The organism is Mycobacterium sp. NGS67, assembly GCF_059812185.1.
Genome location: NZ_JCALCF010000021.1, coordinates 1 through 22,866 on the forward strand (window position 1 = coordinate 1; position 22,866 = coordinate 22,866).

The window sequence follows — 22,866 nt, forward strand, 5'->3', positions numbered from 1 at the left end:
CGCGTCGCAGCCCCGCCTCAGCCGCCAGCCGCATCATCGCGTGAGAATAGGTCCCTGCGAGCTCACAGGAAATGCGCAGGACGAAGGGCCTGATCGGCCCTCTGCGTTTAATGGATAATGAGACCGTCGTTCAGGACAGACGCGACGCCACTGGCCGTGTTCTGATACGGGGGCGCTCAGATGCCTGTGTTGCTTGATACCACCGACGTCGGCGAAGCTGAGGAGATTCGCAGTGCGAACTACACGAGACTGCACTTCGGAGCTGAGCCAGAGCGCATTACCCGCACCTGGCTGAAACGCTCGCCGTTCGGTTCGATGGCTTTCGACGAGCTTCGCTACAACTACAGCTTCAGCTACGAAGGCGAACCGATGGATGGCTTCGTCTTGACCCGCGTTCGGTCAGGCACCTTCGTTCACCGGCCGCCTGGCGGCGACGTGGATGTGTGCTGCGCTGGGACGGCGACGGCCATCGCGTGGCGGGAAAGCACTCCGTTGAGGGGCGAGATTCAAAACGGCCACTTCGACACGGTCATCCTCGACAGGACCCTCCTGGATACCGTGGCTATGGCAGGACCGCGAGCGGGTAGCCCTGCGACGGTCCGACTCACCGGCTGCATGCCGGTATCGCCGATGGCCAACAAACAGATGACCGACACGATCGGCTACATCGTCGGGGATGTGGTGAATAATCCCGACGCCGCGCGAAGCCCGCTGCTAGTTGGCGCAGTGACGCACCTTCTCGCCGCGACCTTGCTGGCAACCTTCCCCAGCACCGCCCTGCTGGAACCCACGATCGAAGACCGCCGTGACACCACGCCCATCCTGCTGCGGCGCGCCATCGCCTTTATCGACGACAACGCCCACCTCGATATTTCCCTCAACGACATTGCACGCCACATCTATGTGACCCCACGTGCGTTGCAGGTGATGTTCCGCAAGCATCGCGACTGCACGCCAACGGAATACCTGCGGAGGGTGAGGCTGCACTACGCCCACCAAGACCTCGTAGTTGGCAACCATTTGAAGAACACCGTCACCCAAATCGCCACCCGCTGGGGCTTCCATCATGTCGGCCGGTTCTCGGTGTACTACCGCGAGCAATACGGCCAGAGCCCCCACCAAACTCTGCGCGGCTGAAGGTTCGGCACTGGGGCAGAGCGCGGTGACGCGGACCCGGCGTTGGGTCACACCAGTGCGACGTGTCGTTTGAGGAAGTCGATCTGGTCGGTGACGATCCCGTCGAAGTGCGGGTCCAGGTACGGCTCGAAGTGCGCGCAGTCATAGGAGCGCACTTCACCGCGGGGGATGCGGGCCACGATCTTCTTGGCTTTGGCGTAGGGAGTGACGTCGTCACGTCTGGCTAGCTGCACCAGGGTCGGTGCGGTGATGTTTGCGACCTTGCGTCCCGGTGAGTAGAGCGGGATCCGCAACACGATGCTGGCGGCGACGTCGTTCTCGGCGAGTAGTTCCTCGCGCTTGTCCCCGGCCATCCGTTCGACGAGCTCGGCGGCCCCCGCGGAGGTCATCATCGCGACGTCCCCTGGGTAGCCAATCGCTGCTGTTCGGTAGGGCGGGCGCCCGAGCCACGCGCCGACTTGGTCGCGCAGGCCCGCGAGGATCAACCGCGCTACCAGTTTCGGGGATTGGGAAAAGGTCGAGGCTGGGCCGCTGACGTGGGGGACCTGGACGATGGCGGCCGCGAGATCGTGGTCGTGGGCAGCCAAGTTGAGAACGTGGCCACCGCCGAAGGAGGAACCCCATCCCACCACCCGGGTGGTGTCGACGTTGTCGAGGTTGCGGGCGTAGGCGATCGCGGCCCGCCAGTCGGCGTGCTGCTTCGCGATGTCCAGGATGCGGCGGGGTTGTCCTTCGCTGGCACCCCAGTGTCGGTAGTCGAACACCAGGGCGGCGTAGCCCGCCTGGGCGAATCGCGCGGCGTAGGCGTCCAGGCGCAGTTCGCGGAAGGCGGCGAATCCGTGGGCCAGTACGACGATGGGCGGATTCTCCACGCCTTCGGGTCGGTACAGCCACGCCGCGCACGGCGTGCCTTCGGACATAAAGGTCACGTCGTGCCGGACGTAGCTAAGTGGTTGGTTCATGGTCCTGGCCTCCGTCGGGTATCTTGAATGCCGTTCAACAAAAGTTAGCAAGTTCTTGAATGGCGTTCAACATAGTGTGATCCAGTCGATGTAGAGGGAACGATGGCACGCAACAAACGCCCGCAGGCCGCCGACGAGAAGCGAGCAGAAATTGTCGCGGCAGCACGACGGCTGTTCATCGACGCTGGTTATGACGCCACCCCGATGAGTCGCCTGGCCAAGGAAGCCGGGGTGGCGCCCAACACCATCTACTGGTACTTCGGGGACAAGGACGACGTGCTGATCGCTGTGCTCGACTCCGTCATGGCCGACATCTGGCCGCAGTACCAACAAGTGGCGACCGAACCGATCCCCGCACGGGTGCTGTGGGTGGTTCGCCAGTTACGACAGATGAGCCGCCTGGTGACGACGGTGCACGCCCGCGTCGAACACTCGGCCTCCATCGCGGAGTGGCATCACAACTTCCATCTGATCACCGGGAGCATGTTCCGTCACGAATTGGAGACTGCGGGAGTCTCGACGTCGACTGTGGAAGCCGAGGTGATGATCGGCATCTTCACCGTCGAAGGACTCCTGATGCACGACCTGGAGGAGACCGAGCAGCGCACCATTTGCGACACCCTGGCTTCACGCTGGACTATGACCCAGCCGCACCCTTCCTGAGCAGCGGAAGTCGAGCTCGTCGCCGATCAAGTACACCAACAAGCTTCGGTTCCGGCGGACCGTGACCGCGGCGGCATGCGTCATCCACCCTGGCGCTGGATCGCATGACTTCGTATGGTGGATAATGATCCAGTCGGCTCAGCAAGATGCCGTGGCAAACGTCTCCTGCCCGAAAGCCGGCTCTATGTTCAAAGTTCTGCTCGACACCACTGACCTCGGCGAGGCCGAGGCCGTGCTGAGCGCCAATTACTCGAAGACACGTATCGACAAGATCACCAACGGCGATGAGCCATCGGTGCGCATCCGGCGGGCTCACGTCGGGTCGGTCGGCGTCGATGCCGTCGACTATGGCTGCGCCATTCGGTATCACATGGACCCGCCCGGCAAGATCCTGCTTTGCCGGGTGGTCTCCGGCGGGATGGAACACCTGTTGCCCGACCGCCCGGGGTGGTCGGTCAACCGCGGCGAGGTCGCGGCGGTGGGTGCGATCGAGGGGGTTTGCTACGCCGGACGGTTCGAACGCGGTCACTATGAGCAGCTCGTCATCGAACCGGACCTGCTGACCAAGTTCGCGGGCGACCCCGGCAGCACCGGTCCGGTGCGCCTGACGGGAACGATGCCGATATCACCGCAGGCCAACAAGCATTTGTTCGAGACCATCGGTTACGTCGGCCGGGTCGCGGCCAGTCGCTACGCCTACGAAAGCCCCTTCATAATCTCCGGACTGGAGCGACTAGTCGCAAGGACGTTGCTGGCGACGCTGCCGCACACCGCGCGGCTGGAACCGACCACCGAAGACCGCAACGACAGCACCCCGCTGTTGCTTCGTCGCGCGATGGCCTACATCGACGACAACGCGCACACTGACCTGTCCCTGACCGATATCGCCGAAGCGGTGTACGTGACGCCGCGGGCGTTGCAGTACATGTTCCGCAAACACCAGCAGTGCACTCCGATGGAGTACGTACGCAGGGTCCGTCTGCATCACGCTCACCTGGAGCTGGTGGCTGGGTACCGTCCCAGTTGCACGGTGGCGCACGTCGCGCGGCGTTGGGGATTCGGGCACCTCGGACGGTTCTCCGTCTATTACCGGCAGAACTACGGCAAGAGCCCGCACGTCACGTTGCGCGAATGACTCAACTGGTCGAGAACAGCTCCGGCACAATCGGTTTGGTGACATAGGTGCGGGTACCCGAGGACACGGCCAGCACGATGCGGTGATTTTCGGCCCCGTTGTGGCTGTCGCCGGCGGCGGCGAAGTGGTGCGCATGCTGCAGTTCGGTGAGGAAGACGGCACTGCCGCCCGGCGGGATGTCGTGGGGAACGTCGTCCCCGGCGATCGGTTTCTCGATGGGCACCAGTGACGTGCCGTCGGGTTCGGAACGGATCGCCCAACCGCTCACGTGCAACGGGGCCCGTCCGGCGTTGACCACTTTGACCCCGACGATGAGCGGAACGTCCTCGACCAGCTCGGCGGCGTTGCGCAGGAATTCCCGGACGTCGCTGCTGGCGTCGTTGGTGACCAGCCCGTCGGGCGTCAGCCTGCCGATGACCGGCGTGAGTTTAGGACGCGGCCGTTGCCGCCGGACAGCGACCAGCTGCCAACCCAGCGATGCCACCGCGAGCACGGTGCCGATCAGCCCGAGCACGAAACCCGCGACACTCATTGGACGCCTCCAGCTTTGGCCATGAGGACCACGCTACTGGTCCCCGGCCGCGGCGGTCCCAGGCTCACTCGGGCTTGGCGGCGGTGACGAACTGCAGCACCCGTTGCGTCTGCTGCTCGACATCCACCAGGCCCGCCGACGTGAACAGGTCGACGAACGCCTGCCCGTCGAACATCGTCAGCCCGATCACGCGTGCTGTGGTGTGCAAGGCGAAGCTGATCGGCTGCGGCTGGCCGCCGTAGCTGGTGAGGATGGCGATCCGCCCGCCCGGCTGCAGCACCCGCACCATCTCGCGGGCCACCCGGAAGGGGTCGGGGATCAGATACAGCGCCCCGAAACAGCAGACGGCGTCGAAGGTTTCGTCGTCGAACGGAAGCTCACGGGCGTCGCCGCGGACGAAGCAGGTGCGGGGGCCGCTGTTGTCCTGCACAGCGCGACTCAGCATCGGCTCGGAGATGTCGAAGCCGACCGCGAGGCTACCGGTGGTCATTTGAGCCGCCAGCGGCGCGGTGAAGTTGCCTGGGCCGCAAGCGACATCGAGCAATCGCTTCGCTCCGCGCAAATGCAGTGAGGTCGCCGCGCGACGCTGCTCGGCGCCGGTGGTGACGCCGCTGGCGAGATAGAAGGACGTCGGTCGCCACAGCCGTTCGTAGACGGTGGCGACCAGCGGGCTGTTCATGGCCAGTTGCGCGAACGTCGGTACCGGAGCCGACGTCGACTCGCCCAACACGTCGAGGTAGCCCTGACGCAGCGCGGCGGGCTTGTTGAGCAGGCTCCGCGTCAGCTCGAGCCGATCCTGGTTTTCGATCATCGTCGGTCATGCCTCCCTCGACCAGGCTAGTGCCCGTCCTTGCCGCGGTAGCAGCCTGGCACCTAACGTGAGCCGTAGCCTGGTCGCAGCAGACCGCGGAGGGATGGCCGATTTGACCGGCGTGGGGGCGCACGAACTCGCGGGAATGGACATCTTCCGGGGATGCCCCATCGAGGATTTGCTGCCGTTGGCGTCCCACCTCGCCCCGCTGCGCGCTCCGGCCGGTCAGGTGCTGATGCGCCAGGGGGAGCATGCGGTGTCGTTCCTGCTGATCGCGTCCGGCAGCGCCGAGGTCATGCACGTCGGCGACGACGACGCGGTGATCGCCGAGTTGGCGGTCCCCGGCATGCTGGTCGGCGAAATCGCTTTGCTGCGCGACATTCCGCGCACGGCCACGATCACGACGCTGGAACCGCTGACCGGGTGGATCGGCGGCAAGGACGCGCTGACCGAGATGGTGCAGATCCCCGGGATCACCGACCGGCTGGTCCGCACCGTGCGTCAGCGCCTGGCCGCGTTCATCACCCCGATTCCGGTTCGGCTCCGAGACGGCTCTGAGCTGATGCTGCGACCGGTCCTGCCCGGCGACAGCGAACGCACCGTGCACGGGCACGTCCACTTCTCCAGCGAGACCATCTATCGACGGTTCATGTCGGCGCGGGTGCCGAGCCTGGCGATGATGCAGTACCTGGCCGAGGTCGATTACGTCGACCATTTCGTGTGGGTCATGGTCGACGGCAGCGACCCGGTGGCCGACGCCCGTTTCGTGCGCGACGAGCAGGATCCGACGGTAGCCGAGATCGCGTTCACCGTTGCCGACGCCTATCAGGGACGCGGGATCGGCACCTTTCTGCTCGACGCGCTGTCCGTGGCCGCCCGCGTGGACGGTGTCGAAAGGTTCTCTGCGCGAATGCTTTCCGACAACGCGCCGATGCGCCGCATCATGGACCGCACCGGCGCGATCTGGCAGCGTGAGGATGTCGGAGTCATCACCACAATGATCGACGTGCCCCACAAACTCAGCCTGGACCGCAAGATGACGGAGCGGATCAAGCAGGTCGCCCGCCAGGTCATCGATGTGGTCAGCTGAGTCAGAACGCCATTCGCCGCGGGGTGAACCTGGAAGTGACATTGCCGATCAGCGACTGGTCGTAAGGGTCGACCGCGCACGTCGGCGCGCCTTCGCTGAAGTCGAGATCGTCGAGCTCGATCCAGATCACATTCGGACTGGTGGTGAGTTCGAAGAAGTAATACCGGTGGGTGAGATCGGTGACGGTGCGGTATTCGGTGTTGTAGATCCCGAATTCGCCGTAGGGCGCTCCGAACGGCACCGAGACGTTGCGCATGATCGCCATCACGCCGGCGACCCCCTGTCGGGTGGTTTCGGGCTCGGGCAGCAGCGCCAGGTAGTAGGCGGCCCGCTGGAAGCGGTCGACGGGATTGACGTTGCCGGGTAACGGCATGTCCCGGCTGGGGTGCGAGAAGTCTTGGTGCGAAAGCAATTTGAGTTGTTCGTCGTAGGCCGGATCGTTGGTCATCAGGGTGTATTGGCGGCCGTGGTGCACGACCATACGGCCGTGGTCGAACTCGATGATCGCCGAATCCCCCGACGCGTCCTCGAGGGCCAGGTGCAGCGTCGCCTCGCGCCCGCGGGCGCCGACCATCACCAACTGGATCTCATCCATCAAGTCCAGCGCCGCGGCGACGGTGGCCGCCTCGTCGAGCAGATATTGCGTCCACAGGCCGGTGTGCAGCCCCGGTTTCGCCGGGTCGCGCGGGCCCACATCGGTGGATTTCAAGTACAGCGCATGTGCGGCCAGGCCACGCTCGTTGACGCCGGCCACGGTGCCGATACCGTAGACGGTCGTCACCAGGCTGCCGTACCGGCTCGTCCAGCGTTTCGCGTTCTCGGCGACGACAGTCTGACCGGCCAGCGAGCCGCCGTCGCGTCGGATTCCGCGCGGAAACGCGACGATCAACGGCTCGGTGGACTCCGGCCAGTCCATGCTGCGACCGGCCAGCACTGGGTGGCCGTCGGTATTCCACAGGACTCGCGTGCACACGATCGCCAACCTACCCGACCGCCGTGATATCAACGTTCATGCGGCCGTTGTGGATTGGCCTCGCGCTGGTCATGCTGACCGCTGCCTGCGGTCGATCCCAGCCGCCGGCGCCGCCGTCGTCCTCGTCGTCGTCGACAGTGCGCACCGCTGCGGTCAACCCGGCCAACATCAGGCGGGTGGCCCGCGAGCTGCCAGCCGGCTACGAGGTGTCCCAGGTTCCGCGCGCACCGTCGCCCGCGGCGATCTGGGGCCTCGGCGGCGACACCACGGCCAATCCAGCGGAGTGCAGGACGCTGGCCGATCCCGCGGCCGGATCCGACCCGGCCGCCCAGGGCGTGTCCGGGTCGGGTTCGGGCGGCATCGTGGACGCGGTCGTCGTGGCGTTGCCGGCGGACCGAGTGTCGTTGGACCGCAACGTCGTAACGAGTTGCGCGCACTGGGACCTGAGCGCGGGCCGCACGATTGTCAGTGTCGGACTCCTCGACGCGCCGCACATCGACGGGGCGCAAACCGTCGGCATGGTCGCAGACATCCGCGCGGCGGTCGAATCCGGCAGCGAAATCGATTCGCGGGCATACACATTCGGTGCGTACCTGGGTGAATTCTATGTATTCACCACGCTGACCAACGACCCGGGTTCGATGCTGGCGCCGCTGCCGGCTCAGTACGCGGCCGATCTGTTGGTCAAAACCGTGTCGGCGTTGCGCGGTTGAGCGAACCGGGTTGGGTAGATTGGCCACGGTGTTCAAGGTCGTGCTCGCCCTCGGTCCGGTGTGCGTGCTCATGGGCTGCTCCTCGGGCGCGGATTCCTCGCAGCCGGCCACGGGCGACATCGCCAAGATCACCGGGGTCAAGTCCAGCTTCGGGCCCGAATTCAAGGTCACCGAGGTGGCCCCCCGCGCCATCGACCCCCAGTTCTTCGCCGGCCGCAAGCTGCCCGAGGGGCTGACTTTCGACCCGCCGAGCTGCGCCAAAGCTGCCGTCGGGCCGGACATGCCGCCAGGGTTGCAGGGCAACATGGCGGCGATTTCGGCCGAAGGCAACGGGAACCGGTTCGTGGCGATGGCAGTCGAGACCTCCAAGGAACTGCCGGTCAACGATCCGGGCAAGGACTGCGCGAAAGTCGGTTTTGCCGGTGCGCAACTGCGGGGCGCCATCGAGGTGATCGACGCCCCGCACATCGACGGGGTGCACACCCAGGCCGTGCACCGGGTGCTGCAACAGCTGGTCGACGGCGGCGCCCGAACCGGCGAACTCTACGACTACGCCGCCCAGTTCGGCGATTACCAGGTGATCGTGATCGCCAATCCGCTGGTGGTACCCGGGCAGCCGCTGGCCAAGGTCGACACCGAGCGCGCCCGTGACCTGCTGGTGAAAGCGGTTGCCGCCGTTCGCGGTTAACGCACGTTGCGCGGGCGGAACTGGATGCTCACCCGAGGACCTGCCGACGCCGACGTCTTGGGAACCGCATGCTCCCAGGTGCGTTGGCACGATCCGCCCATCACCAGCAGATCGCCGTGCGCCAGCGGCAATCGCAGCGACGGCCCGCCGCCGCGCCGCCGCATCGCGAACGTACGGGTCGCGCCCAGGCTGACGATCGCCACCATGGTGTCCTCGGAGCTGCTGCGACCGATGGTGTCGCCGTGCCAGGCCACGCTGTCGTTGCCGTCGCGGTAACAGCACAACCCGACGCTGGTGAACGGCTCGCCCAGTTCGCCGCCGTAGATGTCGTTGAGGCGCCGCCGTAGTCGCGCCAGCTCGGGGTGCGGCGGGTCTTCGACGGTCAGGTCGTGGAAGCTGACCAGCCGAGGCACGTCGACCACCCGGTCGTACATCTGGCGGCGCTCGGCCCGCCACGGCACGCAGGTCAGCAGTTCCCCGAGCAGCTCGTCGCTGCCGCGCAGCCAGTTCGCCCGGACGTCGACGAAAGCGCCGTCGCCGAGGTCTCTGCGCTCGTTGTACTCGAATAGCGAGCCTTGAACCGCGATCGCCACGCTGACGAGTTTATCGCACATCAGTTCGATGACGCGCCGGGCGGGCGGGGCGCGGCTACCGTTTGAGGCGTGGGCGTCACATGGGGGACCGACTCGGAGGTCGGTACGCTGCGGGTCGCGATCCTGCACCGCCCTGGCGACGAACTGCGTCGACTCAACCCGCGCAACAACGACCAGTTGCTCTTCGACGGACTGCCGTGGGTGTCGCGGGCGCAGGACGAACACGATCAGTTCGCCGAGTTGCTGCGGTCGCGCGGCGTGCAGGTGCTGCTGTTGTCCGAACTGCTGACCGAGGCGCTGCAGCACAGCGGCGCTGCCCGGATGCAGGGCGTCGCCGCGGCCGTCGATACGCGCCGGCTCGGAAGTCCGCTGGCACAGTCACTTTCGGCGCACCTGCGCAGCCTGGCGCCCGCGGCGCTGGCTCAGGTGCTGATCGCCGGCATGACCTTCGACGAGCTGCCGCCCGACACCCGTCCCGAGGTCTCGTTGGTGCTGCGCATGCACCACGGCACCGATTTCGTGATCGACCCGCTGCCCAACCTGGTGTTCACCCGAGACTCGTCGATCTGGATCGGGCCGAAGGTGGTGATCCCGTCGCTGGCGCTGCGGGCGCGGGTCCGCGAGGCGTCGCTGACCGACATCATCTATGCCCACCACCCGAGGTTCACCGGGGTGCGGCGCGCCTACGAATCGCGCACCGCCCCGGTCGAGGGCGGCGATGTGTTGCTGCTCGCCCCGGGCGTGATAGCGGTGGGGGTGGGGGAGCGGACCACCCCTGCCGGTGCGGAAGCGTTGGCGCGCAGCCTATTCGACGACGACCTCGCGCACACCGTGCTGGCGGTGCCGATCGTCCAGAAGCGCGCGCAGATGCACCTGGATACGGTGTGCACGATGGTCGACGTCGACACGGCGGTGATGTACGCCAACGTCGTCGACACGCTTTCGGCCTTCACCATCACGCGCCGGCCGCACGGCGTGACGATCGGCGACGCGGCGCCGTTCGTCCAGGCGGCGGCCGAGGCGATGGGGATCGACAAGTTGCGCGTCGTCGACACCGGAGGCGATCCCGACGTCGCCGAACGCGAGCAGTGGGACGACGGCAATAACACCCTGGCGTTGGCGCCCGGCGTCGTGGTGGCCTACGAACGCAACGTGGTCACCAACGCCGGCCTGCAGGACGCCGGCGTCGAGGTGCTCACCATCGCCGGCTCGGAGCTGGGGACGGGCCGCGGCGGACCTCGATGCATGTCGTGCCCGGCCGCCCGGGACCCGCTCTGACCGGGCTCTCTGACGGGGCCCGTCACTCTAGCGTGACGCTCGGCGTCGAATGCCACGCTGGCGTGACGCTCGGCGCCAAAGCGCAGGAACGCTAGCGCCAGCTGGGCAACCAGATCTGCATGTCCCAGGTCTGCTGGGAAATCGGCAGACCGGTCAGGATCGGGAACAGCCAGGCGAAGTTGGTCACCACCAACGCCACGTAGCAGGACACCAGGATCAGACCCAGCGTGCGGCGCTCCTTGTGCTGGCCGGGTTGGTGCAGGATGTCGCCGAGGATCAGCGCGATGCCCATCACCAGGAAAGGACCCATCGTCGCCGCGTAGAAGAAATACATCTGCCGGTCGATCTCGGCGAACCATGGCAGCCACCCGGCGCAGTAGCCCACCCACACCACGGCGTAGCGCCAGTCGCGGCGTGCGAACATCCGCCACGAGGCATACACCAGGACCGGCACCGCCAGCCACCACAGCGCCGGGGTGCCGACCAACATCACCGCCTTGACGCAGGACTGGGTACCGCAGCCGGGCACGTTGTTCTGGTCGATGGCATAGAGGACCGGCCGCAACGACATCGGCCAACTCCACGGTTTGGACTCCCACGGGTGGTAGTTGCCCGCCGAGTTCGTCAGCGTGGAATGGAAGTGGAACGCCTTGGTCGTGTACCACCACAAAGAGCGGATGGCGTCGGGCAGCGGCACGACGCTGTGCGGACCTATCGTCTGGCCGACCTGGTGGCGGTCGATTCCCGTCTCGGACGCGAACCACGCCGCGTAGCTGGCCAGATACACGGCGAACGGGATGGCCAACAGCGCGTATGTGGTGGGGACGACGTCGCGGCGCACGGTCCCCAGCCACGGTCGCGGCACCTGGTACTGACGCCGGGCGGCCACGTCGAAGGCCAACGACATGACACCGAAGAACGCGACGAAGTACAGGCCGGACCACTTTGTGCCGCAAGCCAACCCGAGCAATACCCCGGCGCCGAACCGCCACCAACGCACCCCGAGCCGCGGACCCCACACCGTCTGGGCGCAACGTCCTTCGACGAACGCGACGTGCATCCGTTGCCGAACCTGATCGCGGTCGACGATCAGCGCACCGAACGCCGCCACCACGAAGAACGTCAGGATGCCGTCCAGCAGGGCGGTCCGCGCCGTGACAAAGCTGACGCCGTCGCAGATCAGCAGGATCCCGGCGATCGCGCCCACCAGCGTCGAGCGGCTGATCCGGCGCACGATCCGGGTCACCAGCACCACCAGGATCACTCCCAGCAACGCGCCGGTGAACCGCCAGCCGATCCCGCTGTAGCCGAACAGGGCCTCGCCGATCGCGATCAGCTGCTTGCCGACGGGCGGGTGCACCACGAGGCCGAACCCTGGATTGTCTTCCACGCCATGGTTGTTGAGCACCTGCCAGGCCTGCGGGGCGTAGTGCTTCTCGTCGAAGATGGGGGTGCCGGCATCGGTCGGCGAGCCCAGGTTGAGAAAGCGGGTGAACGCGGCGAGGACGGCGATCACCCCGGTGGTGAGCCAGCCGCGAGACCGATCCAGCGGGCCGAAGTCGGCGACCGGAATCGGTGGCGCCGGGCTGGTGAGGGGTGCCGCACGGTCCTCGACGGGGTCCTCCTGCAGGGCGGAGGTTTCTCGGGGCGGGGCGGTCATTACGTCGATCGTAGGCTGTCGGGCATGACCTCTGGGCGACTGTTGCTTGGCGCCACCCCGTTGGGCCAGCCCTCGGATGCCTCGCCACGCCTGATCGAAGCCTTGGCCGACGCCGACGTGGTGGCCGCCGAGGACACCCGCCGCGTGCGCAATCTCGCCAAGGCGCTCGACGTCCAGATCGGCGGCCGGGTGCTGAGTCTGTTCGACCGGGTAGAGGCCACCCGGGTGGGCACCCTGGTCGAAGCCGTCAGCTCCGGAGCCACCGTGCTGGTGGTCAGCGACGCCGGCATGCCGATCATCAGCGACCCCGGCTACCGCCTGACCGCGGCCTGCATCGAAGCCGGACTGCCCGTGCAGTGCCTACCGGGGCCGTCGGCGGTGACCACCGCGCTGGTCGTCTCCGGGCTGCCGGCCGAGAAGTTCTGCTTCGAAGGTTTCGCGCCGCGCAAGGGTTCGGCGCGCCGCAGCTGGTTGGCCTCGCTGGCCGACGAGCGGCGCACCTGTGTGTTCTTCGAGTCGCCGCGCCGGTTGGCTGCCTGCCTGCGCGACGCGGTAGAGCAACTCGGCGGGGCCCGTCAGGCCGCGGTCTGCCGCGAGCTGACCAAGGTGCACGAGGAGGTGGTGCGCGGATCGCTGGAGGAGTTGGCGGCCTGGACGTCAGGCGGCGTGCTGGGCGAGATCACCGTCGTGCTGGCCGGGGCGACCCCGCGCGCCGACCTGTCCGCCCTGGTGACCGAGCTGGTAGTCGAGGTGGAGAACCTGGTCGAGGGCGGCATCCGGATCAAGGACGCGTGCAGCCACGTGGCCGCCGGCTATCCGGAGGTGCGGCCGCGCCAACTCTACGAGGCGGTACTGCAGTCCCGCCGCGACGAGGCCGACGACGAGGTGTAGTCCGGCCCGGTCAGATGCAGGGCCCGAACGGCACGCACAACGGCGGGTGCGGCGGCGGACCGGGCAGGGCCGGCAGCGGCGGCAACGCGGGTAGCGGTGGCAGCGCGGGCAGGGGCGGTAGGCCGGTCGGTATACCGGCCGCGGCTGCCATCGCCGGCAGCGCCGCAGCCAGCACGGCGGGATCCACGTTGGGCAGGCCCGGCACGCCCGCGGCGAGGGCCGGCAGGGCGGCGGCCAGCATCGCCGGGTCCACACCGGGTAGGGCGCCGCCGGCCAGGGCGGGCAGCACCTGGGCCAGCATCGCCGGGTTCAGCGCGGGCAGGGCCGAGGCCAGCGCGGGCAGCGCGGCTGCCAGCATCGCCGGGTCGACGCCGGGGATCGCGGGCAGGCCGGGGATGCCTGCCGTCAGCGCGGGCAGCGCGGCGGCGAGGACGCCCGGGTTCACGCCGGAAAGAGCCGGCAGGCCCGGGATTCCGCCGGCGGAGGCCAGCGCGAGCAGGTCGGTCGGCGACACGGCCGGCAGCCCGGGCAGGGCGTTGGCCGCGAGCGACATCAGGCTCGCCGGCGACACGCCGGGTATTTCGGGCAGGCTCAGGTTGGGCAGACCGCCCGCTCCGGCCAGCCCGATCAAGCCCGCCGGGGAAATGCCCGGCAGCCCGGGCAGGCTCAGGTTGGGCAGGCCCGGAAGACCCAGGGCCGGCAGCGCCGCGGCGGGCAGAGCGGCCGCGGCCGACGGCAACAGCATGTTGGTGACCGAGTTGACCGCGTTCTGCGCCACCGGAAGCAGGCCCGAGGATTGCAGGGTGTTGTAGGCGAGTACGACATAGGTGACCGCCAGCGCACCGGTGGTGACGACGCTGGCCACCGTGTTTCCGACGCCCAGTACGCCGTTGACGACGGCGGACGCGGCGTTCACCCCGTAGGGGACGCCGGCCAGACCGGCCATGCCGCCGGCGTATCCGTACAGGTCGGGGATGCCGGGGACACCGACACCCGGGATGGGGCCGATGCCGGGCAGGCCGTCGTCGTAGCCCGGCGGCAACGCGGCAGCCGGAGGCAGGGGTGAATTGGCGGCGCTGGATGCGTCGGGCAGCAGGCTGGGGCCGCCGCTGCCGCCGTTCGGGTTGCTGTAGGCGGCAGGTTCCGGGCCGGCGGGACGCGCCGCAGCTGCCGGTGCCGGGTTCTGCGGCGGGTCGATCACCGACGGCGACACCCTTGGCGCCACCGCGCCGGACGGGTTGCCGGTCTCGGGCATCAGGACCGAGGCGAGCTTGTCGCACTGCTTGCCGGCGGTGCATGTTCCGCCCGAGAGCACCTTGCTCTGGTTCGAGACGGTCAACGGCGCAACCGCCAGCGCGCCACCCAACACGGCGGCAGCCGCAGCGCCAACGATGGCAACTCTCATGACAGACCTTTCGCACCCGCTCGCGTTCTGATGCGCACAACGACACATCGCTGGCTGCAGCTTATGCTCACCCGGCGACACGTGTGGGCTTTCTGCGAAATCACCCGGTGGTACGCCGGCGGCCGGAAATTTGCTGAGCTAACTCACGCGGGTAGAGGTCGCCGGGGCCGGCAGGCCCACGATCGGCGCCGCCTTGTGCAGGCATTCTGCCCACTCGGCCTCCGGGTCCGAATCGGCGGTGATCCCGCCGCCGACCCCCAGCACGGCATGGCCCGCGGTGTCGAATTCGACGGTGCGGATTGCCACGTTCAGTTCGCATCCGGCCACCGGCGACGCCAAACCGACTGTCCCACAATAGATGCCGCGATGGGGCCGCTCCCATTGCGAAATAAGTTGCCGGGCACGGATTTTGGGAGTGCCGGTCACCGATGCCGGCGGGAACGCGGCGTCCAGCAGTGCCGACGTCGGCAACTCCGGTGGCACCCGCGCCGACACCGTCGACACCAGGTGCCACACGCCGGGCGCGCGCCGGACCACCAACAGCTCGGGTACCGTCACGCTGCCGGTAATCGCCACTCGGCCAAGGTCATTGCGAACCAGATCCACGATCATGATGTTCTCGGCGACCTCTTTGGGCGACGCACGCAGCGCCGACGGCCAAGCCTCCAGCGGGAGGGTGCCTTTGATCGGGCTGGATGTCACGACGTCGCCGCACCGGCGTAGGAAGAGTTCGGGGGACAACGAGGCGACCGCGCCCCACCGTCCGGCGACATAGGCCGCCCGCGCCGGAGCGGTGCGGGCGATGCCGTCTATGAAGAAATCCAGCGAGGAACCGGTCACCGTGCCGGCGAACTGGGTGCAGACACAGGCTTGGTAGACCTCGCCCGCCCGTATTGCTTCCAGACACGTCAGCACACCGTCGTAGTGAGCTAAGCGGTCTGCGGAGTCCCACTCGATCTGGCACATGGGTGCCGTTCTGGGCGCCGGCCCCGCGAGCGAGTCGGACAGCCAGGCCGGCATCCGGGCGCCGGAGAGGCTCTCGTACCACCACAGTCCGTCCCGGTCCCGGCGTAGCACGCAATCGGTCCAGCCGCCGGCGGCCTCGGGGATCCGGTGCGGTCGGCCGTCGGCGCCGGTGTCGGGATAGGACAGGTATCCGATCCAGCCGCCGCCCACCGCGCCGACCTGCGACGTTACCGTCCGGCGGGCGTCGACCGGGCGGGAGAACGCGTCGCCGGAGGCGACCGGCCGCACCGGCACGCTCGGGGCGATCACGGCGAGCGCGCCGAACCACTCACCGGTCAGCGCGGCCGGCGGGGGCAGGCCGAGGCGAGCGGTGGCCTGGCCGACGGCGCGCAGCACCTGTGGTGCGCCGCCTAGATCGCCGAGCCGCTCGATTCGCACCGCCCTAGCTTGACAGAACGGCGGATTTCCGCACGCCAGAGGCCCATCAGACGCGGCTGATCGCGCGTGCGGTCGCCAGGGCGGTCAGTTTGTCCGGGTTGCGCATGACGTAGAAGTTGGAGATCTTGTCGCCGGCGACCTCCACCGAGATCACGCCTTCCAGGCGCTCGTCAAGGTAGAGCAGCACCGCTGGGGCGCTGTTGCAGGTCACCATGTCCACCCGCACCTGCCCCGCTGCCCGGCCCAGGATGCCCACGATGGCCCTGGCCACCCGGTCCGCCCCGACGATGGGCCGGCGAGCCGCGCTCACCTTGCCGCCGCTGTCGGCCATCCAGGTGGCGTCGGGGGCGAGCATCGCCATCAGCGCGTCCACGTCGCCGGAGGCCGCCGTGGCCAGGAACTGCGCGGTGATCTCGGCGTGGCTCTGTGGGTCGGCGGCCACGTCGAACCGCCTGCGGCGCGCGTGTACGTGTTCGCGCGCCCGGTGCGCGACCTGGCGCACGGCCGGCGCGGATTTGCCCACTGCGTCGGCGATCTCGTCGTAGTCGAACCCGAACACCTCGCGCAGCACGAACACCGCCCGCTCGTCCGGGCTGAGCGTTTCCAGCAGCACCAGCATGGCCATCGACACCGATTCCGCCAGCACGACGTCGGCCGAAGCGTCCTGCTCGTCGTGCAGCAGCGGCTCGGGCAGCCACGGCCCCACGTACTCCTCCCGGCGCCGGGTCTGGGCCCGCAACGCGTTCAGCGCCTGCCGGGTGACCAGCCGGGCCAGGAAGGACTTGGTGTCGCGAACACCGCACAGATCAACCTCCGCCCAGCGCAGGTAGCTGTCCTGCAGCACGTCGTCGGCTTCTGTCGCCGAACCCAGGATCTCGTAGGAGATGGTGAACAGCAGCGGGCGCAACAGGGTGAAGCGCTCCGCGTGCCCGCTGCTGTCACCGGACTCCGATGTCACCGCGCCGCGACCGGCTCGTCGGAGGCGGGTTGCACCGGTCGCTGGCCGCCCTTGAGCCAGCGGTACCAACCCGGCTTTGCCGCTTCCTTGCGCAGGCCCCAGACAGTGCCCTTGCACACCACCTCTTTGATCGACGCCGCCGCGCGGCCACCGATATACAGGTTGACCGGGGTGTCGTCCCGGCGGGCCAGTTGGATGGTGCCGTAGCTGCGGCCCACGCTGACGCACTGCCCGGTGAACGCCTGATTCAGCGCTGCCGGGACGGTCCCGGCGAGGCGGGCCAGCACGGTGTTGGCGGCCTGCGCGGCCAGCGGGATGGCGGCCTGGCAGCTCATCCGCAGCGGCTGGTTCGACGGCGCCGCGGCGTCACCGGCGGCCACGATGTGCTGGTCGGTGACGCTGGTCAGCGTCTCGTCGGTGAGCAGCCGGCCCAGCCCGTCGGTGCGCAGTCCGCTGCGGGTGGCGAGGTCCGGCACCGCGAATCCCGCGGTCCAGACCGTCACCGCGCTGGGCAAGACGGTGCCGTCGGCCAGCACGACGGAGTTCCAGCGGACCTGGTCGACGGTGGCGGACTCCAGCACGGTCACGCCGAGCTTGCGCAGCTGCTTGGCGATCGAACGCCGGCCCGGACCGCTCAGCGACGGCCCCAGGACCCCACCGCAGACCAGGGTCACCGCGCGTCCCTGCTCGCCCAGTTCGCCGGCGGCTTCGATGCCGGTCAGGCCGCCACCGACCACGGTGACGGGCGCGTCGGCGGCCAGATCGGCCAGGGCGTAGTGCAGTCGCTGCGCGCCTTCCAATTCGGCCAGTCCATAGGCGTACTCGGCCGCGCCGGGCACCGCGACGGGTGTCGCGCCGGTGCTGCCGACGGCGTAGATCAGGTAGTCGTAGTCCAGCGCGGCACCCGAGGACAGCCAGACCCGCCGGGCCGGAGCGTCGATGCGCTCGGCGTTGTCGACGACCAAGCGGATGCTGTGCGCGAGCAACGTGCCGTAGTCGACGGTGGCGGTTCCGGTGCCGGCGGCCAGTTGGTGCAGGCGGATCCGCTCGACGAACTGGGGCCGCGGGTTGACCAGCGTGATGTCGACGTCGGCGCCCAACCGCAAGTGGTTGGCGGCCATCGTGCCGGCATAGCCCCCGCCGATGACGACGACGCGGGTCTTGGGTTCGGGTTGCTCGGACATCGTTGGTTGCTCGGACATCGTTGTCTCCTCTTGCCGAAGTGGGTTACACCCTCAAGACACCGGAGCCGGACCATCCGTGACAGCGAAGACCGAAATGTGAGCTGTCTCACGCATCCTTCGGCAGGAACACGAAATTGTTGACGTACACCCCACGCGGGGCCCAGTCGTCCTCGGCGCCACCGATGTTCGCCGGATTCTGGTGTTCGGCGGCGTCGAATTCCTCGACCGGCCGGCGCTGCCCGTCCAACGTGAAGTGGCCCTGGTAACCCAGCCCGGCCAGCAGCCGGGTGATCTCGGCGACGGCGTTGGCGTGGTGGCGGTCCTCGGCCTCCACCACGATCGCCGGACGGTTGCGCTGCAGTGTGTCCACCGCGCCGCGCAACACCGCCAACTCGTGGCCCTCGACGTCGATCTTGACCAGGCCGACGTCGTCCAGCCTCAGGTCGTCCAGGCGCTTGACGGTGACGTCGATGGTCGCGACCGGTCCGCCGACCGCGGTGTCCAGGACGTTGTCGCTGTCGATGGTGCTGCGGCCCGGATCGGACTCCACCACCCGCATCGCGACCACCCCGGGCTCGTCGGAGAGCGCCACCGCTTCGACGCGCACCGGGGCGCCGACGGCGGCGAACATCGCCGCCAGGTCGCGGGCCTGCGCCGGGCGGGGTTCGAAGGCGATCACCGACCGCGACGACGACGCCATCGCGATGGCGAACTCACCGACGTCGGCGCCGATGTCGAGGGATACCCGAGCGGGATCGCATAGCGACCGCACCAGCGTCACGTCCGCGCGGGATTCGCCGAGGTTCTGCAGGATTCGGTACTTGCGCCGCCAGAACAACCGCGGGGCGAGGGCTCTTGCCGCAGGCGCGAGCCAACGCTTGGCCGTGCGCGCGACAGACACCGTCACGACCCTAGTGCACCATCGCCGTCGGGCCCGCCGGACAGCCCAGCGCGCCAAACAATCCGGAGGGCCGGATCGGCGCCGCATGATAGTCTCACTTGACTGACAAACCATCCGTGACCTGCGCCGGTCCGGGTACTTCCCAGGGCTATCAGGCCGACTCCGGCCACGACACAGCGGGCCGCTGATACAGCCGCTGACTGGGTTAGCCGCCCGTACTCGGTGCAGTCATCTCGCCACGTGCACAAATCGGAGGACCGGTGCCGCGCAGCTTGGACCTCGTGGTCACCTCCGTGGCCACCCAGCTGATGGAGGCGACTGCGTCAACCGCCACGCAGGTCAGCGAAAAGGTCCTCGCCCAGCTCGTCGAACAGTTCGACGTGGACGCCAGTTTCCTGCGCCACCACGATCACGACATCCGCGCTTCGGTGTTGGTCGCGGAATGGCCACCGCGACCGGACGTCCCCGACCCGGATCCGCAGGCGGTGGTGCACTTCACCAGTGCCGACCCGGTGCTCGCGCAGTGCGAACACGGCCGCAAACCGGTGGTGATCCGCCCCGATCAGAACAACCGGACGTTGCCGCGTTGGGTCGGCGGCGCCAAGCAGGCGGCGTCGCCGTCGGTCGCGGCCGCGCCGCTGGTGTCCGGGGACAAGACCACCGGCGTGCTGGGTTTCGTCAAGTTCGGCGCCCGCAAGTGGAAGCAGGAGGAGATCAACACCCTCGAGGCCGTGGCGGCGCTGTTCGCGCAGCTGCAGGCCCGGATCGCCGCCGAGGAGAAGCTGCGCTACCTGGCCGAGCACGACGACCTGACCGGCCTGTACAACCGCCGGGCGCTGGTCGCGCACCTGTCCGACCGGCTCGCGGCCGGCAACCCCGGACCGGTCGCGGTGCTCTACATGGACCTGGACCGGCTCAAGTCGATCAACGACTACCTCGGGCACACCGCGGGCGACTGGTTCATCCGGGTCTTCGCCCAGCGGCTGCGGGTGTGCGCGGGCAGCCAGAGCATGATCGCCCGCCTGGGCGGCGACGAGTTCGTCGTCATCCCGGACCAGACCATGTCGAGCGGCGCGGCCGAATCGTTCGCCCGCCGGCTGGGCACGATGCTGCGCGAGCGGCTGGCGATCGGCGGCCACCAGATCACCCGCACGGTCAGCATCGGGCTGGCCGTGGGCATGCCGGGCCGCGACAACAGCACCGACCTGCTGCGCCGTGCCGACGAGGCGGTGCTGACGGCCAAGCGCGCCGGCGGCAACCAGGTCGCGCTGTCCACCGACGACATGTCGCTGAAGAGCGCCTTCCGCAACGACATCGAGTTGCACCTGCAGGGCGACATCGACAGCGAAGCCCTGCTGCTGCACTACCTGCCCGAGGTCGACCTGTGGACCGGCGCCATCGTGGCGGCCGAGGCGCTGGTGCGGTGGCGGCACCCGATCTGGGGTCTGCTGCTGCCGGACTCGTTCATCGGCGTCGCCGAGTCGACCAACCTGGCCGGTGAGCTCGGCCGTTGGGTGATGCGCAGCGCCTGCTCGGAGTTCAGCCGCTGGCGCTCCAACGGCGTGGGGCAGAGCGCGATCCTGCGGATCAACGTCTCGCCGGTGCAGCTGATCACGCGCGGGTTCGTGCGCACGGTCGCCGACACAATCGAGGAGTTCGGCATCGACGGCGGGTCGGTCTGCCTGGAGATCACCGAGCGTGCCGTGGTGCACGACATCGAAGCCACCCGCAAGACGTTGCACGAGCTCAAAGAGGTCGGGGTGCAGATCGCCATCGACGACTTCGGCACCGGCTACGCTGTGCTGTCGCATCTGAAGTCGTTGCCGGTCGACATGCTCAAGATCGACACCGGGTTCGTCCGCGACCTGGGCACCAACGCCGGTGACCTGGCAATCGTGCGCGCCATCATCGGCCTGGCGGAGGCGTTCGGACTGCAACTGGTCGCCGAAGGCGTCGAAACCCCGGCCGCCGCACTGACGTTGATGCAGCACGGTTGCCACCGGGCGCAGGGATTCCTGTTGTCGCGCCCCGTCCCGGGCAACGCCATGGAGGCGTTGCTGTCCGCGCGCTGGATGCCGATGCCGTTCCTCGCCGACCGCGAGGCGCTGACGCTCGGCGCGATTTAGCTCGAGATTGGTTTGAACGATTAAGAAATTCGCGTTAATCGCTGCCGCGTGCGTGTCTGTCCTGATCGCGGCCGCTTCGCTGCTCATCGGCGGCTGCAGCCGCACCCACAACGACCCCGGTCCGTTGGCGGCGATGGTCAGCCCGGCCATCCCCGCGGCCAGCCAGGAGATACCCAACCCGCTGCGCGGGCAGTACGAAGACCTGCTCGAGCCGCTCTTCCCGCAGGGCCGCCCGGCGCAGCAGCGCTATCCCGCCTGGCCGGCATCGTATGACGCCAGCCTGCGGGTGACGTGGCGGCAATTGCAGCCCGTCGACCCGGCCACGTTGCCGCCCGGCGCCCCGGACGATCTCAAGTTCGACTTCAGCGTCATCGACGACGCGCTGAACAAGCTGGCCGAGCGGCATATGCGGCTGACCCTGCGGATCCAGGCCTACAACTCCTGCTGCAACGCGACATACCCGGACAACACCAACATCGAGATCCCTGACTGGGAGCGCGCCAAGCCGTCCACCAACACCAGCTACCCGAACGCGCCGAACGGTGTGACGCAGGTGGTGCCCAACTTCAACGACCCCACCTACCTGCAGGACTTCGGTCAGTTGCTGGCCGCCCTGGGCCGCCGCTACGACACCGATGAACGCCTGTCCGTCTTCGAGTTCTCCGGCTACGGCGACTTCAGCGAGAACCACGTGGCGTTCCAGCGTGACGCGCTGAACGCCCCCGGTCCCGGGCCCGACGAGAGCGTCGGCGCGCTCGGTTACTACAGCCAATTCCGGGACCAGACCATCACCAAGGCATCCGTTGAGCAGCTGGTCGCGGCCAACGTCAGTGCCTTCCCGCACACCCAGCTGGTGGTCACGCCGAACAATCCCGAGATCGTGCGGCAGCTGCTTGCCGACGACGTCACCAGGAAACTGGCCGCGCCGGTCGGGGTCCGGTCGGACTGCCTGGGCGTCTACGCACCGCTGCCGACCTGGGCCGAGTCCAGCACGTCGCACTACGTGCAGACCCAGGATCCGTTGGTCGGCAAGCTCAAGGAACGGCTCGCCAAGGCGCCGGTGATCACCGAGTGGTGTCAGTTGCCCAACGGGACCTCACCGCAGGCCTACTACGACAAGGGCCTGCACGACGTCATCCGCTACCACGTCTCGATGACGTCGAGCATCAACTTCCCGGATCAGGACGCGACCTCGCCGATGGACCCCAAGCTGTACGTGTTGTGGGCGCAGGCCAATGCCACCGCCGGTTACCGGTACTCGGTGGAAGCCCGGCCGGGATCGCAGTCGCTGCAGGACCAGGTGGCGTCGATCGCGGTCAACTGGACCAATTACGGCGCGGCCGCTACCACCGAGAAGTGGGTTGCGGGCTACCGCGTGGTCGACTTCAGCGGCCAGACCGTGCGCGCGATACCGGGCACCGTCGACCTCAAGGCGCTGGTTTCGGACGTATCCGGGGACCGCAGCATCGACCATCCGCCGCCGGCTTCGGCGACCGAGACGGTGAAGGTCGACCTCAAAGGGTTGCCGCCGGGCCACTACACGCTGCGCGCCGCCGTGGAGTGGCAACAGCACAAACCCAATGGTTCGCATGTGGTGACCTACCCGCCCATGCGGCTGGCGCGCGACGGCCGCGACGACTTCGGCTTCTACCCGATTGCCACCCTGGACGTGTCCCGCGAGACCCTCGCCACGCCCGGTGCCTCGTGACCGAACCAGATAGCCACTTGCGGCGGCGGGCCTGTGGCCGGTATGCAGACAGAA

General features: G+C 68.2%; 21 protein-coding genes. 10 read left to right on the plus strand and 11 right to left on the minus strand.

Annotated elements, in window-relative coordinates:
* Positions 1–180 precede the first annotated feature (180 nt).
* Positions 181–1,137: a helix-turn-helix transcriptional regulator gene (locus AC5Y4D_RS19010; RefSeq protein WP_500037918.1), complete on the plus strand. Its 957-nt coding sequence runs from the start codon at positions 181–183 to the stop codon at positions 1,135–1,137.
* 47 nt (positions 1,138–1,184) lie between these two features.
* Here AC5Y4D_RS19010 and AC5Y4D_RS19015 read toward each other — a convergent pair whose 3' ends face one another.
* The gene (locus tag AC5Y4D_RS19015) at positions 1,185–2,099 is read right to left on the minus strand and encodes an alpha/beta hydrolase (protein ID WP_500037919.1); all 915 of its coding nucleotides are present in this window, start codon (positions 2,097–2,099) and stop codon (positions 1,185–1,187) included.
* A gap of 102 nt (positions 2,100–2,201) precedes the next feature.
* Here AC5Y4D_RS19015 and AC5Y4D_RS19020 point away from each other — a divergent pair, with 102 nt between their 5' ends.
* A complete protein-coding gene (locus tag AC5Y4D_RS19020; protein WP_500037920.1) occupies positions 2,202–2,762 on the plus strand; it encodes a TetR/AcrR family transcriptional regulator in 561 nt (186 codons plus the stop codon).
* A gap of 184 nt (positions 2,763–2,946) precedes the next feature.
* On the plus strand, positions 2,947–3,897 hold the full coding sequence (locus AC5Y4D_RS19025; RefSeq protein WP_500037921.1) for a helix-turn-helix transcriptional regulator: 951 nt from the start codon (positions 2,947–2,949) through the stop codon (positions 3,895–3,897).
* A 1-nt stretch (position 3,898) separates the two neighbouring features.
* Here AC5Y4D_RS19025 and AC5Y4D_RS19030 read toward each other — a convergent pair whose 3' ends face one another.
* Positions 3,899–4,429, minus strand: coding sequence for a hypothetical protein (locus AC5Y4D_RS19030; RefSeq protein ID WP_500037922.1), 531 nt, complete (start codon positions 4,427–4,429; stop codon positions 3,899–3,901).
* A gap of 64 nt (positions 4,430–4,493) precedes the next feature.
* Entirely contained in the window at positions 4,494–5,240 is a 747-nt protein-coding gene (locus tag AC5Y4D_RS19035; protein WP_500037923.1) for a class I SAM-dependent methyltransferase, read from the minus strand.
* A 103-nt stretch (positions 5,241–5,343) separates the two neighbouring features.
* Here AC5Y4D_RS19035 and pat point away from each other — a divergent pair, with 103 nt between their 5' ends.
* Complete coding sequence (gene pat / locus AC5Y4D_RS19040; RefSeq protein WP_500037924.1) at positions 5,344–6,330, plus strand: acetyltransferase Pat; 987 nt, start codon at positions 5,344–5,346, stop codon at positions 6,328–6,330.
* A gap of 1 nt (position 6,331) precedes the next feature.
* On the opposite strand, the gene AC5Y4D_RS19045 is transcribed toward pat, so the two are convergent.
* Entirely contained in the window at positions 6,332–7,303 is a 972-nt protein-coding gene (locus tag AC5Y4D_RS19045) for a linear amide C-N hydrolase (protein ID WP_500037925.1), read from the minus strand.
* Positions 7,304–7,341: 38 nt separating this feature from the next.
* Here AC5Y4D_RS19045 and AC5Y4D_RS19050 point away from each other — a divergent pair, with 38 nt between their 5' ends.
* Together AC5Y4D_RS19050 and AC5Y4D_RS19055 are read left to right on the plus strand one after the other, a co-directional pair.
* Entirely contained in the window at positions 7,342–8,016 is a 675-nt protein-coding gene (locus AC5Y4D_RS19050) for a DUF5642 family protein (protein ID WP_499946031.1), read from the plus strand.
* Positions 8,017–8,044: 28 nt separating this feature from the next.
* Positions 8,045–8,704, plus strand: coding sequence for a DUF5642 family protein (locus tag AC5Y4D_RS19055; protein WP_499945985.1), 660 nt, complete (start codon positions 8,045–8,047; stop codon positions 8,702–8,704).
* Here AC5Y4D_RS19055 and AC5Y4D_RS19060 read toward each other — a convergent pair.
* Complete coding sequence (locus AC5Y4D_RS19060) at positions 8,701–9,297, minus strand: alpha-ketoglutarate-dependent dioxygenase AlkB family protein (RefSeq protein WP_499945986.1); 597 nt, start codon at positions 9,295–9,297, stop codon at positions 8,701–8,703. The genes AC5Y4D_RS19055 and AC5Y4D_RS19060 overlap by 4 nt on opposite strands.
* A gap of 69 nt (positions 9,298–9,366) precedes the next feature.
* Here AC5Y4D_RS19060 and arcA point away from each other — a divergent pair, with 69 nt between their 5' ends.
* A complete protein-coding gene (arcA, locus tag AC5Y4D_RS19065; protein ID WP_500037926.1) occupies positions 9,367–10,575 on the plus strand; it encodes an arginine deiminase in 1,209 nt (402 codons plus the stop codon).
* 91 nt (positions 10,576–10,666) lie between these two features.
* Here the strand turns inward: arcA and AC5Y4D_RS19070 are convergent, their stop codons facing one another.
* Positions 10,667–12,235 carry a dolichyl-phosphate-mannose--protein mannosyltransferase gene (locus AC5Y4D_RS19070; protein WP_499945988.1) on the minus strand — a complete coding sequence of 523 codons (1,569 nt, stop codon included), beginning with the start codon at positions 12,233–12,235 and terminating at the stop codon, positions 10,667–10,669.
* 24 nt (positions 12,236–12,259) lie between these two features.
* Here AC5Y4D_RS19070 and rsmI point away from each other — a divergent pair, with 24 nt between their 5' ends.
* Complete coding sequence (rsmI, locus tag AC5Y4D_RS19075; RefSeq protein WP_499945989.1) at positions 12,260–13,126, plus strand: 16S rRNA (cytidine(1402)-2'-O)-methyltransferase; 867 nt, start codon at positions 12,260–12,262, stop codon at positions 13,124–13,126.
* Positions 13,127–13,136: 10 nt separating this feature from the next.
* Here the strand turns inward: rsmI and AC5Y4D_RS19080 are convergent, their stop codons facing one another.
* The 5 genes from AC5Y4D_RS19080 to AC5Y4D_RS19100 form a co-directional block, all read right to left on the minus strand.
* Positions 13,137–14,531 (minus strand): hypothetical protein, encoded by a 1,395-nt coding sequence (locus AC5Y4D_RS19080; protein WP_499945990.1) that lies wholly within the window; start codon positions 14,529–14,531, stop codon positions 13,137–13,139.
* A 138-nt stretch (positions 14,532–14,669) separates the two neighbouring features.
* On the minus strand, positions 14,670–15,935 hold the full coding sequence (locus AC5Y4D_RS19085; RefSeq protein WP_500037927.1) for an aminodeoxychorismate synthase component I: 1,266 nt from the start codon (positions 15,933–15,935) through the stop codon (positions 14,670–14,672).
* A 46-nt stretch (positions 15,936–15,981) separates the two neighbouring features.
* Positions 15,982–16,893: an RNA polymerase sigma-70 factor gene (locus AC5Y4D_RS19090; RefSeq protein WP_500037928.1), complete on the minus strand. Its 912-nt coding sequence runs from the start codon at positions 16,891–16,893 to the stop codon at positions 15,982–15,984.
* Positions 16,890–18,077 (minus strand): NAD(P)/FAD-dependent oxidoreductase, encoded by a 1,188-nt coding sequence (locus AC5Y4D_RS19095; protein ID WP_500037960.1) that lies wholly within the window; start codon positions 18,075–18,077, stop codon positions 16,890–16,892. Before AC5Y4D_RS19095 ends, AC5Y4D_RS19090 begins: the two co-directional genes overlap by 4 nt.
* Positions 18,078–18,183: 106 nt before the next feature.
* A complete protein-coding gene (locus tag AC5Y4D_RS19100; RefSeq protein WP_500037929.1) occupies positions 18,184–18,978 on the minus strand; it encodes an FkbM family methyltransferase in 795 nt (264 codons plus the stop codon).
* 260 nt (positions 18,979–19,238) lie between these two features.
* Between AC5Y4D_RS19100 and AC5Y4D_RS19105 the strand changes: the two genes are divergently transcribed.
* Together AC5Y4D_RS19105 and AC5Y4D_RS19110 are read left to right on the plus strand one after the other, a co-directional pair.
* On the plus strand, positions 19,239–21,104 hold the full coding sequence (locus tag AC5Y4D_RS19105) for a putative bifunctional diguanylate cyclase/phosphodiesterase (protein ID WP_499945994.1): 1,866 nt from the start codon (positions 19,239–19,241) through the stop codon (positions 21,102–21,104).
* Between the two features lie 61 nt (positions 21,105–21,165).
* Positions 21,166–22,812 (plus strand): copper resistance CopC family protein, encoded by a 1,647-nt coding sequence (locus tag AC5Y4D_RS19110; RefSeq protein WP_500037961.1) that lies wholly within the window; start codon positions 21,166–21,168, stop codon positions 22,810–22,812.
* Positions 22,813–22,866 lie beyond the last annotated feature (54 nt).

What these genes read in the sequence shown, in the direction of transcription:
- pat (WP_500037924.1), top strand. Translation starts at nt 5,344, where the DNA reads ATGGCCGATTTGACCGGCGTGGGGGCGCACGAACTCGCGGGAATGGAC.
- AC5Y4D_RS19010 (WP_500037918.1), top strand. Translation starts at nt 181, where the DNA reads ATGCCTGTGTTGCTTGATACCACCGACGTCGGCGAAGCTGAGGAGATT.
- AC5Y4D_RS19015 (WP_500037919.1), bottom strand. Translation starts at nt 2,099, where the DNA reads ATGAACCAACCACTTAGCTACGTCCGGCACGACGTGACCTTTATGTCC.
- AC5Y4D_RS19050 (WP_499946031.1), top strand. Translation starts at nt 7,342, where the DNA reads ATGCGGCCGTTGTGGATTGGCCTCGCGCTGGTCATGCTGACCGCTGCC.
- AC5Y4D_RS19080 (WP_499945990.1), bottom strand. Translation starts at nt 14,531, where the DNA reads ATGAGAGTTGCCATCGTTGGCGCTGCGGCTGCCGCCGTGTTGGGTGGC.
- AC5Y4D_RS19025 (WP_500037921.1), top strand. Translation starts at nt 2,947, where the DNA reads ATGTTCAAAGTTCTGCTCGACACCACTGACCTCGGCGAGGCCGAGGCC.
- rsmI (WP_499945989.1), top strand. Translation starts at nt 12,260, where the DNA reads ATGACCTCTGGGCGACTGTTGCTTGGCGCCACCCCGTTGGGCCAGCCC.
- AC5Y4D_RS19095 (WP_500037960.1), bottom strand. Translation starts at nt 18,077, where the DNA reads ATGTCCGAGCAACCCGAACCCAAGACCCGCGTCGTCGTCATCGGCGGG.
- AC5Y4D_RS19035 (WP_500037923.1), bottom strand. Translation starts at nt 5,240, where the DNA reads ATGATCGAAAACCAGGATCGGCTCGAGCTGACGCGGAGCCTGCTCAAC.
- AC5Y4D_RS19030 (WP_500037922.1), bottom strand. Translation starts at nt 4,429, where the DNA reads ATGAGTGTCGCGGGTTTCGTGCTCGGGCTGATCGGCACCGTGCTCGCG.
- AC5Y4D_RS19020 (WP_500037920.1), top strand. Translation starts at nt 2,202, where the DNA reads ATGGCACGCAACAAACGCCCGCAGGCCGCCGACGAGAAGCGAGCAGAA.
- AC5Y4D_RS19070 (WP_499945988.1), bottom strand. Translation starts at nt 12,235, where the DNA reads ATGACCGCCCCGCCCCGAGAAACCTCCGCCCTGCAGGAGGACCCCGTC.